We start from the raw sequence: 12237 nt of genomic DNA on the forward strand, positions 1-12237 counted from the left end.
ACGGGCGACGGGCGCCCACACCGTCAGCGTGCCGCCGGCGGGACGTTCCGCGCGGACCCGGCCATGTGGTCCGTCCCCCGGCGGACGGAGTACACCGCCTCCCAGGAGGTCGGCTGGGTGGTCCCCGCGGACTCCGCGACCGGCCCGTGCCGGCTGGCGCCCTCCGCGCACGTGTGACCGGACCCGGTCATCTGGCAGCCGGACCCGCTGCCGAGTCCACGTCCCTGGACCTCCCGATGCCCCGGGGCCGCCCCCGCGCCCCGCGCGGGCCGGTCAGTTCCCGTCGGCCGCGCCCAGGCCGGTGAGGGCGCCCACCGGGTCGAGGTCCGGGGTGCCGCGGGGCCACCAGTCGTCGCGGTCCGGCTCGGACTCGTAGGCGTACCACAGGCCGTCGCGGCCCAGGCGGAGCTGGATGTGGCCGCCGGGGTGGGTGAGGTGGTTGCGCCACGGGCGGAACGCCGGCAGGTCGGCGGCGAGCAGCAGCGGCCGGGCCCGGTCGAACCGTCCGGCCGGCGGGTCCCACGGTTCCTCCAGGACGCTCAGTCCCTCCGCGCCGCCCTGCCGCCAGGCGGCCACCGCACGGGCCAGCTCGGCCGTGTCACGGCCGGCCGCCCGGGCCAGGGAGGAGTAGAGGGCGCGGGTCCCGGCGGTGAGACCGGACCCCGGCCGGGCGGCGGCCAGGCGCACCGCGTCCTGCCACAGCGTCAGCCCGCCGACCGGGTCCCGGCCGGTGGTGAGCAGGGCGTGGGCGCGGGCGGCGGCGTCGGTGGCCAACTGGTCCAGGGCGAAGGGGTCCGGACCGCCGGGCGCCGCCGGATAGGCGGGGGGCTGCTCGGGATGGGGCGGGGCGGGCAGCGGCGGCGGCAGGGGCGGAAGGGCGCGGGGGGTCAGCGCCTCGGTGGCACGGACGCCGGGGAACGCCGCCGGTTCCTCGCCCTGGGCGGCGCGGGCCGCGCGGGCGGCGCTCAGCCGGGACAGGGCGTCGAGCAGCTCGCGCTCGCCCCGGCCGCGCAGCAGGAGCAGCACGAACGGATCGGCGTCGAGCAGCCGTGCCGTCTGGTAGCAGAGGGCGGCGGCGTGCTTGCAGGGGTGGCCGGAGTCGGGGCAGTTGCAGCGCGGGGCGAGGTCGCCCGGGCCGGGGAGCAGGCGGACCCCGCAGTCCGCGAGCGAGGGCGGCAACTCCTTGTCGAGGAGGGCGGCGATGTGTCCCGGCCGCTCGGCGGCGGTGTCGAGGAAGCGGTCCCAGTCGGTGTCGTCCAGGGTGCGCAGCCGTACCTGCACGCGGTACGGCCGGGGGCGGCTGCCCTGGACGTAGGCGAGGACGAGTCCGGGCGTGACGGTGATGGCGTCGACATGCCCGCGCTCGGCATACGTCCGCCCCCGCGCCAGACGCCCCGCGTCCAGGGCGCCCTCCTCCAGCGCGGTGACCCACGCGTTGCCCCACCAGGTCCCCGCGAAGCCCGGCCCGGCGGAGGGGCCCGGCGGGAACGCGGGGAAGGTCCGCCGCAGCTCGCCGTCCCGGCGGGGAGCGGCCATGGAGGGGGGTGTCCGAGGGGGTGCGGCTTCGAGGGCGGGGGCGTCGTCGTCCGGGGCTCCGGTGGGGGGCGGAGGGTTGGTGGATGCGGTAGGGGTGGTGGCGGCCGGCTTGTGCGGTGGGGTGTTGGTGCGCCCGTCCGCCGGGGCGTCGGACGGCCGCTGCGGGGGATTGTTGTCCGGCAGGTGCGTCGGAGTGGTGGTCGGGTTGCCCGCCGGGGCGGCGGACGGCCGGTGCGGCGGGTCGTTGTCCGGCAGGTGCGTCGGAGTGGCGGTCGGGTTGCCCGCCGGGGCGTCGGACGGCCGGTGCGGCGGGGTGCCGGTGGAGTCGCTTCCTGCGGCGGGCGAGGAGGGTGCGGCGGAGGCCGCCGCGTCCTCGGAGGGTGGCCGGAGTGCGGCGGGGGCAGCCGCGTCCTCGGAAAGCGGCCGAGGTGCGGCGGGGGCTGCGGCGTCCCCGGAGGGCTCCTCCTGGTACGGCGGCCGGAAGGCGTGCGCCAGCAGGTCGCGTACGGTGCGGGCGCGGGCGTCCGCGGCGGACGGGGAGCGCACCGGACGGCGCCCGGAACCGGGCCTGCGCGCGGACGCGGTCTCCCGGGCCTGACGGGCCTGACGGCGCGCTGCCCGCAACGCCTCCCGCGCGCCGTCCCCGGGGCGGGCGGGAGCGGACGTCTCCGCCTCGGAGGCCGCGGGCTGGTCCCCGGCGGACGGGGGCGGAGTCGGCACGTCGTGCGGCCCCGGGGCGGGCGAAGTCCCGTCCGCATCGGGGGCGGCTGCCGCGGCCGTACCGGTGCCGCCGGCGGCGGCCCGGGACGCGGCCTTGGCCGGGCCGGCGGAGGGCGGGGCCGGCTCCCCGGCGGGCGGACCGGGAGCGGGCCGGGCCTCATCGCGAGCAGGGGACGCCGAGGCCGGCGCCGCAGTCGGGCCGGCGTCCGGCCGGGGCGGGGCGAAGGCGGGGCGGGTGCGGCGGGAAGCCGGGGGCGGGGGCGTGTCGTCGCCCTCCTCAGGACGGGCCGGTGACGCGTCCTGGTCCTCGGCCGTGGGGGGCTGCGGGGACGCCGCGCGGCGCAGTGCCGCGCGGGCCGCGTCGCCCGGGCGGGGGGCTGCGGGCGATGCGCGCTCGGCCGGCCGCGGCTCGGCGGACGCCGGTGCGCCCTGTCGTTCGCGTGCGGCGCGCAGCGCACGGCGGGCCTCGTCGGCGGGCCGGGAGGTCATGCCGGCCTCCGCAGGGAGACCAGGTCGGACAGCTCCCGGTCGGTCAGCTCGGTGAGGGCGGACTCGCCGGAGCCGAGGATCGCGTCGGCGAGGGCGCGCTTGGCGGCGAGCATCTCCGCGATGCGGTCCTCGACCGTGCCCTCGGTGACCAGGCGGTGGACCTGGACGGGCTGGGTCTGGCCGATGCGGTAGGCGCGGTCGGTGGCCTGTTCCTCGACGGCCGGGTTCCACCAGCGGTCGAAGTGGACGACGTGGCCGGCCCGGGTGAGGTTGAGGCCGGTGCCCGCCGCCTTCAGGGACAGCACCAGGACCGGCGTGGCGCCGTCCTGGAAACGGTCGACCATCCGCTCGCGCTCCGGCACCGGGGTGCCGCCGTGCAGCAGCTCGACGGGGACCGCGCGGGCGGAGAGGTGGGCGGTGAGGAGGCGGGCCATGCCGACGTACTGGGTGAAGACCAGGACCGAGCCGTCCTCCGCGAGCACCGTGTCCAGCAGCTCGTCGAGCAGGGCCAGTTTGCCGGAACGGACGGCCGCGCCGTCGCCCTGCCGCCGGTGGTCCTCCTTGAGGTACAGCGCGGGGTGGTCGCAGATCTGCTTCAGCGCGCCCAGCAGCTTCAGCACCAGGCCCCGGCGGGCGATGCCCTCCGCCGTCTCGATGGCCGCCATCGACTCGCGCACCACCGCCTCGTACAGGGCGGCCTGCTCCCGGGTGAGCGGCACGGGGTGGTCGGTCTCGGTCTTCGGCGGCAGCTCGGGGACGATGCCGGGGTCGGACTTGCGGCGGCGCAGGAGGAACGGGCGGACCAGGCGGGCCAGCCGGGCCGCCGCCTCCTCGTCCTCGCCGGTCTCCACCGCGCGGGCGTGCCGGGCGCGGAAGGACTTCAGCGGGCCCAGCAGGCCGGGGGTGGTCCAGTCGAGGAGGGCCCACAGCTCGGAGAGGTTGTTCTCCACCGGGGTGCCGGTGAGGGCGACGCGGGCGGGGGCCGGGATGGTGCGCAGGGCCTTCGCCGTCGCCGAGTAGGGGTTCTTGACGTGCTGGGCCTCGTCGGCGACGACCATGCCCCACGGCCGGTCGGCGAGGAGGGCCGCCGCCGAGCGCATGGTGCCGTAGGTGGTGAGGACGAACCCGCCGGACAGGCCGTCCAGGGTGCGGCCGGGGCCGTGGAAGCGGCGGACGGGGACGCCGGGGGCGAACCGGCTGATCTCCCGCTGCCAGTTGCCCAGCAGGGACGCCGGGCAGACCACGAGGGTGGGCTCGGGACGGGCCCGCTTCAGGTGCAGCGCGATCAGGGTGATCGTCTTGCCGAGGCCCATGTCGTCGGCGAGGCAGCCGCCGAGCCCGAGCGAGGTCATCAGGTCCAGCCAGGCCAGGCCCTTGAGCTGGTAGTCGCGGAGGGTGGCGGCGAGGCCGGGCGGCGGCTCGGCGGGGCGCAGCCCCGCGGTCAGCCGGTCGCGGAGGGCGGCCAGCGCGCCGGCCGGCACCGCCTCCACCGTCTCACCGTCGACCTCCGCGGTGCCGGTGAGGGCCACGGACAGCGCGTCGACCGGGTCGAGGAGGCCGAGGTCCCGCTTGCGGGCGCGGCGGACCAGCGCGGGGTCGACCAGCACCCAGCGGTCGCGGAGCCGGACGACCGGGCGGTGCGCCTCGGCGAGCCGGTCCATCTCGGCCTCGGTGAGCGGGTCGCCGCCGAGGGCGAGCTGCCAGCCGAACCGGAGCAGGTCGCCGCTCTCGAAGAAGCCGGTACCGTCGGTCGCCGAGCCGGGCGCGGGCCGGACCACGGCCGTCGCGGTGAGGTCCTGGGCCAGGTCGCGGGGCCAGTGGACGGCGACGCCGGTGGCGGCGAGCCGGGTGGCCGCGACGCCGAGCAGGTCGGTCAGCTCCTCCTCGGACAGGGCCAGTACGTCGGGCACGTCCTGCTCGGTGAGCCGGTCCAGCGGGGGCCAGGTCCGGGCGGCGCGGCGCACCGCGAGCGCCGTGTCCACCCGGGCGCGGGGGCCGAACGCCGGGTCCGCCGCGCCCGACCACAGATCGGCGACGTCGGCCACCAGGGTGGGGTCGGCCAGACTGTGCACCTGGACCACCGCGGCGCCGGCGGCCCGGCCGCGCCCGCTGTCCGCGTCGCCCAGCCCCGAAGCGTCGAACAGGTCGAACGGCGACAGGTCCAGGCGCAGCGAGATCCGCACCCCGGCGTCCATGCCGGCGGCGACCTCGGCGGCCCAGTCCCGCGCGCCGGGCAGCCGCTGGGCGGGGCGGGCGGCGAAGGGCCGGCCGAGGGCGTGCGGTGCCGCCGGGGTGCGGGGCAGGGTGTCGGTGACCGCGTCCAGGAAGGCGCGGACCAGCGCGCGGGGTTCGGGCAGCCGGAGCGGCCCGGGGCCGTCCAGCGGCACCGCGTGGCCCTCGGGCGGCAGGGCGGCGGCGACGGCCCGCAGGTGGGCGATGTCGTCCGGCTCCAGCGGGCCGGCCCGCCAGGCGTCGTGGCCGTCGGCGGTCAGGCCGGGCAGCAGCCGGCCGCGCGCGGCGAGCCGCAGGGCGTGCAGGGCGGCGGCGCCCCAGCAGGCGGTGGCGGGATGCGCGGCCGGGTCGTGCCGGGCGCGCACCAGCAGGGGGAGCGCCTCCTCGACGCTGAGGGTCAGCGCGGGGACGATCCTGCGGCGTACGCGGGAACCGTGGCGCCGTACGACCGTGAGCGGGGCGGGGGTGAGCGGGCTCACGGCCGGCTCGGCCGGTGCGTCCGGCTCCGGCGGGCGCGGCTCGGGCCACGCCCCTGGGCCGGGTGGTGTCCGTGGCTCGTAGGGGGTCGGTGCGTCGATCGGTGCCCGTGCCTCCGGTCGCTCCGCCGTGTCCGGGTCCCAGAAGGCGATCCGGCTCTCGCGTGGGAGCGCGGCGGGCAGGAAGACGGCGGCGAGGCGGACGGGGACGCGCGCGGCCGGGTCCGCCTCGCCGCCCGGTACTTCCCGCCCGGGCGCCGCTGTCATGCCGCTCATACGTCCTGCCACCTCCCGTCGTCGGACCGGCCCGTCGCCGGACCGGCCCGTCGCCGGACCGACCCGTCGTCGGACCACCTGTCTTCGACTCTACGGGCGGGGTCTGACAATCGGCTCCGGACTCCTGCCGCGGGCCGGTCAGGGGACGGTGCGGGAGACGACGTAGACCATCGGCGTCTGGGGGTTGGCGAGGTTGATCACGATGTCCTGGGTGGGGGCGGGGTTCTCCTGGGTGTGGATCAGACCCCACCACTGGCCCGGCGCGGAGAAGTCCCAGCCGGTGACCCGCCGGTCGCGGTCGCTGATGGAGATGTCGTCCCGCTCCAGATCGCCCCGGTCGACGCCGACGCCCGCGAGGAAGGCGTCCAGTCCGGCGGCGCTGGTCTCGAACTGGATGTAGAGGCGGCTGGTCTTCCAGTTGTTCGTCTCGTAGTACGCGACCTTGCCGGCCGGGTGCGGGACGGGGATCTGGTAGAGGCGGCGCTGGAGCTTGGAGGGCCAGCCCTCGGTCAGCCCGGTCGCGGAGTACTTCTCCTCCTTGTCCCGGCCGCTGCTGCGGCTCTGCTCGGCGGAGATCAGCAGGTAGCCCGCCGGGACGCCGATCAGCAGCACGATGATGAGCAGGGTGAGCGCCCGGCGGCGGATCATGTGCCGGCGGTCCTCGGCCGGGGACCCGGATTCCTTCGCGGGTCCGCCGTGCGGCGCTACGGCTCCCGTCACAGCGCCTCCCGCTCCGCACGGCGGGTCTGCGCGTAGCGCTCGTACCGCTCGTGGCGTTCCACCCGGCGGCGCTTGGCGCGGCGGAAGCGGCGGGCGACCAGGCGGGCCAGGTCGGCGGCGCCGACCATGCCGGCCTCGGGGCCGAGCTGGGCACGGACGATCCGGGCCTCGGGGCGGTAGCCGCGGCCGGTGAGCTGGCGCTTGAACGCGTCGCGGGCGGGGCCGATGAGCAGGTCGTCGGCGGCGCTGACGCCGCCGCCGATCACGAAGCAGGACGGGTCCAGGGCGGCGGCGAGGTTGGCGATGCCGACGCCGAGCCACTGGCCGATGTCCTGGAGCAGCTCGATGCACATGGCGTCGCCCTCACGGGCCAGCTCGGTGATCATCGGGCCGGTGATGTCACCGATGCTGCCCTTGACGTGCTCGATGATCCCGTACGCCACCGGGGAGTCGGCGGCGGCCAGCTCGCGGGCCTCTCTGACCAGGGCGTTGCCCGAGCTGTACTGCTCCCAGCAGCCGCGGTTGCCGCAGGGGCAGCGGTGGCCGCCGGGGACGACCTGCATGTGCCCGAACTCGCCGGCGACGCCGTACTTGCCTCGCTTGACCTGGCCGTCCTCCAGGATGGCGCCGCCGATGCCGGTGCCGAGGGTGATCATGACGAGGTGGTCCTCGCCGCGGCCGGCGCCGAAGCGCCATTCCGCCCAGGCGGCGGTGTTGGCGTCGTTGTCCACGAGGACGGGCACGGAGAGGCGGCCGGAGAGGCGGTCGCGCAGGGGCTCGTTGCGCCAGGACAGGTGGGGGGCGAAGAGGATGCGGTTGCGGTCGGCGTCGACCCAGCCGGCCGCGCCGATGCCGACCGCGTGGACGTCGTGGCGGTCGGAGAGGTCCAGGACCAGTTCGACGATGGTGTCCTCGACGACCTTGGGGCTCTTGGACTTGTCCGGGGTCTCCGCGCGGACCTTCTCCAGGATGGTGCCGTCGGCGTCCACGACGCCCGCCATCACCTTGGTGCCGCCGATGTCGATGCCGACCGTGGGGACGCGGGGGGCCGTCAGGTGGGAACGGCGTTCCCTGGTGCCGACGGTGCGCAGCGCCGTGGCCCGGCGGGAGCCGATGGGGGCGGTGAGGTCGCGGTAGGTGCTCATCGGGTGCGATTGTGCCGTACGGGGGTGGTGGGTGCCGAACCCTGCGGGTGGCGGCTGGGTGGGGGGGATGGTGGGCGGGAGGGGAGGGGTGCGGGGCGCCCGGTCCGGGTGCGCGGTTCCTCGCGCCCTTCAGGGGAGGACCCGGCCCCGGGGGCGGGTGCGGGTGAGTCGTGGTCGAGCGCGCGGTTCCCCGCGCCCCTGGGCCGTCGGCGCAAGGGGAGCGGAGTCAGCGCCCTCAGCGGCGTTCCAGCTCATGGCGGAGATCCTCGAGTTCGTTGCCGCCCGCCATCTGGCGGGTCAGTTCGTCGAGGGTGATCTCGTCGCGGGTGTGGTTGCCGGTCATCGTGCCGCGCTTGAGGAGGACGAAACGGTCGCCCACCAGGTACGCGTGGTGCGGGTTGTGCGTGATGAAGACGACGGCCAGGCCCTCGTCGCGGGCCGCGGCCACGTACTTCAGGACGACGCCCGACTGCTTCACGCCCAGCGCGGCGGTCGGCTCGTCCAGGACCAGCACCTTCGCGCCGAAGTACACCGCGCGGGCGATCGCCACGCACTGGCGCTCGCCGCCGGAGAGGGTGCCGATGGGCTGGTCGACGTCGCGCAGGTCGATGCCCATGCGGAGCAGCTCCGCGCGGGTGGTGCGGCGCATGTGGTCGACGTCCATGCGCTTGAAGGGGCCGGCGCCCTTGCGCGGCTCGGAGCCGAGGAAGAAGTTGCGCCACACCGGCATGAGCGGTACGACGGCCAGGTCCTGGTAGACGGTGGCGATGCCCCGGTCCAGGGCCTCGCGGGGCGAGGAGAGACGGGTCTCCTCGCCGTCCAGGGCGAGGGTGCCGCCGTCGTGCTGGTGGAGCCCCGCGATGATCTTGATGAGGGTGGACTTGCCGGCGCCGTTGTCGCCGAGCACGCAGGTGATCTCGCCGGCGCGGGCCGTCAGGGAGACGCCCTCCAGGGCGCGGACGTTGCCGTACTGCTTGCTGACGTCCGACAGTTCCACGAGGGGCGTACGACTCGATGGCTGGGTCACTTGGTGGCCTCCGCGCGCTTGCGGACCCAGGCGTTGAGCAGGGTCGCGAGGAGCAGCATCGCTCCGAGGAAGAACTTGAACCAGTCGGGGTTCCACTCGGCGAAGACGATGCCCTTGCTGGTCATGCCGAAGATGAGCGCGCCGACCGCCGAGCCGACCGCGCTGCCGTAGCCGCCGGTGATCAGGCAGCCGCCGATGACGGCGGCGATGATGTAGATCAGCTCGTTGCCGACGCCCTCGCCTGACTGGACGACGTCGTACGAGAAGAGCAGGTGCTGACCGGAGATCCAGGCGCCGAGGGCGACGCCCATGTAGAGGCCGATCTTGGTCTTCGTCACCGGGACGCCGACCGCGCGGGCCGCGTCCTGGTTGCCGCCTACCGCGAAGATCCAGTTGCCGGCGCGGGTGCGCAGCAGGACCCAGCTCGCCAGCGCGACCAGGACGACCCACCACAGGATGGTGATCTTGAAGTCGACGCCGCCGAGGGTGACCGTCGAGGCGAAGACCGCCTTGGCGGAGGTGAAGCCCTCCATGTCGGCGATGGACTTGGTGGAGACGGTGTCGTCGATCAGCTTGGTGAAGCCGAGGTTCATGCCGATCAGCATCAGGTAGGTGCCCAGCGTGATGATGAAGCTGGGCAACCGGGTGCGGCTGAGCATGAAGCCGTTGAAGGCACCGAGGGCGAGGGTGACCAGGAGGGACACGCCCACGCCGACCCAGACGTTCGCGGTCATCTGGTAGCTGGACATCGACGACAGCAGGGCGGAGGAGGTCACCATGACCCCCGCCGAGAGGTCGAACTCCCCGCCGATCATCAGCAGCGCCACCGGGACGGCCATGATGCCGATGGTGGAGGAGGCGTACAGGACCGTGCTGAGGCTGGAGGCGCGCAGGAAGCTGTCGGCGGCGAAGGCGAAGAAGAGGAAGACGGCGATCGCGCCGACGACCGAGCCCAGCTCGGGGCGGCCCAGCAGCTTCCGCAGCGGCGAGGCCCGCAGGATCCTCTCGTCGGCGGCCGGGGCGTCGGTGGCGGTCATCGGGTGCCCCGCTCCGTGTAGTCGGCCAGCGCGTCGGCGTCGTCCTCGGTGATGATCTGCGGGCCGGTGAGCACGGGCTGGCCGCCGCCGAGGACGTCGGCGTTGTACCGGTAGAGCCAGAGCAGGTCGACGGCCTCGTACCCCTGGAGGTAGGGCTGCTGGTCGACGGCGAACCCGAGGGTGCCGTTCTTCAGGCCGGCCGCGACCTTGGCGTTGAGGTCGAAGGTGTCGATCTCGGCCTTGCTGTTCGCGCCCTCCTTGGCCTTGACGGCGGTGTCCGCGTACGGCGCGCCGAGCGTGACGACGGTGTCGACGCTCTTGTCGGTCTGGAGCTTGGCCTCCAGGGCGGACTGCACGTCCGGCATGCTGGTGCCGGTGACGTAGAGCCGCTGGAGCTTGCCGTCGAAGGTCTTCTCTACGCCGTCGCAGCGCTGTTCGTGGCCGACGTTGCCCTGCTCGTGCAGGACGCAGACGGCGCTCTTGCGGCCGCGTTCGTTCAGTTCCTCGCCGACCGCCTCGCCGGCGATCGTCTCGTCCTGCCCGATGTGGGTGAGCGCGCCGAACTCCTTGGACTCGGCCGACCCGGAGTTCACGGTGACCACCGGGATGCCGGCCTTGACCGCGCGGGCCACGGCTGCCTTCATGGCGTCCGGCTTGGCGAGCGTGACGATGATCCCGTCGACCTTCTTGTCCACGGCGGCGTCCACGAGCTGCGCCTGCTGCTGGGCCTCGTCGTCGTGGGAGTACAGGAAGTTGATGTTGTCCTTGACGGCGGCCTGCTCGGCGCCGCTCTGGACGATGTCCCAGAAGGTGTCGCCGTCTCCCGAGTGGGTGATCATCGCGACGGTCCAGCGGGGCGTGTCCACCGCCGCCCTCCCCTGGGCCGCGGCGGCCTTCCGGGCGTCCTCGGCGCGCTTGCCGCCGGTACTGCTGCATCCGACGAGGGAGAGTGACAATGCCCCTGCCAGCGCGATGCCTGTCCAGGTCCGAAACCGTGCCACGAGGCGGTGCCCTTCTTGCTGTGTGCTGTCTTGCGGCGTTCTGTGGTGGTTCTGTCCCGCGTGAGGACCGGTGGGCCCACCGACCCAAACGCCCTATTGTCGGGCACGGGCGCCGGAGGCGGCACGCGGGGGGCGGGTGCCGGCCACCTTGTCAGGACATTGCGGCGTGCGCGGGCGGCGGCTCAGGGCCGTACGAGGAGCTGGAACTCGAAGGAGTACCGGGAGGGCCGGTAGGTGTGGGTGCCGTACTCGACGGCGCGGCCCGTGTCGTCGTACGTCGCGCGCCGCATGGTGAGCAGCGGGGCACCCGGGTCCTCGCCGAGCCGCTCGGCCTCGGCGGCGGTGGCGGCGCGGGCCCCGATGGACTGGCGGGCGCTGTGCAGGGTGATCCCGGCGCCCCGCATCAGCCGGTAGAGGCCGGTGGCCTCCAGCTGGCGGGTGCCGAGGTCGAGGAGGCCGGGGGGCAGGTAGTTGCACAGGTACGCGATCGGCTCGCCGTGGGCCAGCCGCAGCCGCTCCACGTGGTGGACCTCGCTCCCCTCCCCCAGGCCGAGCGCGGCGGCGGCCTCGGCGGGCGCCGGGACGACATCGTTGACCAGCACCGTCGTGCCGGGGCGCTGGCCGGCCGCCGCCAGGTCGTCGTAGAGGCTGCTCAGCTCCAGGGGGCGTTTGACCTGGCTGTGGACGACCTGGGTGCCGACTCCGCGGCGGCGGACGAGGAGGCCCTTGTCGACGAGGGACTGGATGGCCTGGCGGACCGTGGGCCGGGACAGGCCGAGCCGGGCGGCCAGCTCGATCTCGTTGCCCAGCAGGCTTCCCGGGGTCAGCGCGCCGCGCTCGATGGCCGCCTCCAGCTGCTGCGAGAGCTGGAAGTACAGCGGCACCGGGCTGCCGCGGTCGACGCCGAGGCCGAGCGCCACGGTCGGGTCCACTTCTGGTTTCGGCACGTGACCGAGCGTAGCCTCGCGCGCGGTTGACGGGAAGTCGTGTCGTCCGATTGTCCGGACATATGGCAGCACGGTCCACAGGCGTCCGGCCACCCCCTCCACCGGCGGGGTCACCGCGCCCGGCGGCACCACGGCCCGCACGTCGAACGGCGGAAAGGTCCGCTGCCCGCACGGGGGAAGGTGAGCTTGTCATCGTCGGCGGGACCGCCGCGGCGCACTCCGCGGACACCTCCGTCGCGGCCGTCGGCGGCATCTGCCACAGCGACCTGTTTCCGCGCAGGCCCACGACACCCTGGCCCTGATCGAGCGGGGCGGCCCCTTCCCGTACGAGCAGGACGGCACCGTCTTCCGGAACCGCGAGGGCGTGCTGCCCAGCCGGGCGGGCGGGTACTACCCCGAGTACACGGTGATCACGCTCGGCTCCGCCACCCGCGGCGCCCGGCGCATCGTCACCGGCGAGGAGTACCAGGAGGACTACTGCACGGCGGACCACTACGCGTCGTTCGACCTGGTCGACCACGACTGCTGAGCATCGCCCCGACGTGCCGCGTCCGGCCCCGGGCGCCTTCCGCCCCTCGCCCCGCGGACCCCCCACGCCTTCCGGCCGCGGGGCGAGGCACGTGACCCGCTC

8 protein-coding genes and 1 pseudogene are annotated in these 12237 nt (G+C 75.1%); 1 reads left to right on the forward strand and 8 read right to left on the reverse strand.

The genetic code is table 11. The features are described from left to right. Nucleotides 1-273 precede the first annotated feature (273 nt). The 8 genes from Sdagh_RS26365 to Sdagh_RS26400 all read right to left on the reverse strand — a co-directional run bounded on the left by Sdagh_RS26365 (nucleotide 274) and on the right by Sdagh_RS26400 (nucleotide 11579). Nucleotides 274-2745 carry an SWIM zinc finger family protein gene (locus tag Sdagh_RS26365; RefSeq protein ID WP_190077717.1) on the reverse strand — a complete coding sequence of 824 codons (2472 nt, stop codon included), beginning with the start codon at nucleotides 2743-2745 and terminating at the stop codon, nucleotides 274-276. Beyond that, nucleotides 2742-5720 carry an SCO1167/SCO6262 family helicase gene (locus Sdagh_RS26370; RefSeq protein ID WP_190077747.1) on the reverse strand — a complete coding sequence of 993 codons (2979 nt, stop codon included), beginning with the start codon at nucleotides 5718-5720 and terminating at the stop codon, nucleotides 2742-2744. Before Sdagh_RS26370 ends, Sdagh_RS26365 begins: the two co-directional genes overlap by 4 nt. A 147-nt stretch (nucleotides 5721-5867) precedes the next feature. Then, entirely contained in the window at nucleotides 5868-6449 is a 582-nt protein-coding gene (locus tag Sdagh_RS26375; RefSeq protein WP_190011303.1) for a sugar kinase, read from the reverse strand. Continuing rightward, nucleotides 6446-7594, reverse strand: a complete 1149-nt coding sequence (locus Sdagh_RS26380) for an ROK family glucokinase (protein ID WP_189423000.1) — start codon at nucleotides 7592-7594, stop codon at nucleotides 6446-6448. Before Sdagh_RS26380 ends, Sdagh_RS26375 begins: the two co-directional genes overlap by 4 nt. A gap of 235 nt (nucleotides 7595-7829) precedes the next feature. Next, nucleotides 7830-8621, reverse strand: a complete 792-nt coding sequence (locus tag Sdagh_RS26385; RefSeq protein WP_190011302.1) for an ATP-binding cassette domain-containing protein — start codon at nucleotides 8619-8621, stop codon at nucleotides 7830-7832. Then, the gene (locus Sdagh_RS26390) at nucleotides 8618-9658 is read right to left on the reverse strand and encodes an ABC transporter permease (RefSeq protein ID WP_190077718.1); all 1041 of its coding nucleotides are present in this window, start codon (nucleotides 9656-9658) and stop codon (nucleotides 8618-8620) included. The genes Sdagh_RS26385 and Sdagh_RS26390 overlap by 4 nt, the downstream gene beginning before the upstream one ends. After that, the gene (locus tag Sdagh_RS26395) at nucleotides 9655-10659 is read right to left on the reverse strand and encodes a sugar ABC transporter substrate-binding protein (RefSeq protein WP_190011301.1); all 1005 of its coding nucleotides are present in this window, start codon (nucleotides 10657-10659) and stop codon (nucleotides 9655-9657) included. Before Sdagh_RS26395 ends, Sdagh_RS26390 begins: the two co-directional genes overlap by 4 nt. 182 nt (nucleotides 10660-10841) lie before the next feature. Beyond that, nucleotides 10842-11579, reverse strand: a complete 738-nt coding sequence (locus tag Sdagh_RS26400) for a GntR family transcriptional regulator (RefSeq protein WP_189423064.1) — start codon at nucleotides 11577-11579, stop codon at nucleotides 10842-10844. 218 nt (nucleotides 11580-11797) lie between these two features. Between Sdagh_RS26400 and Sdagh_RS26405 the strand changes: the two are divergent. Continuing rightward, nucleotides 11798-12135, forward strand: a pseudogene (locus Sdagh_RS26405) (guanyl-specific ribonuclease). Nucleotides 12136-12237: the final 102 nt, after the last annotated feature.

Source organism: Streptomyces daghestanicus (assembly GCF_020521275.1).
Lineage (GTDB): Bacteria > Actinomycetota > Actinomycetes > Streptomycetales > Streptomycetaceae > Streptomyces > Streptomyces griseoviridis.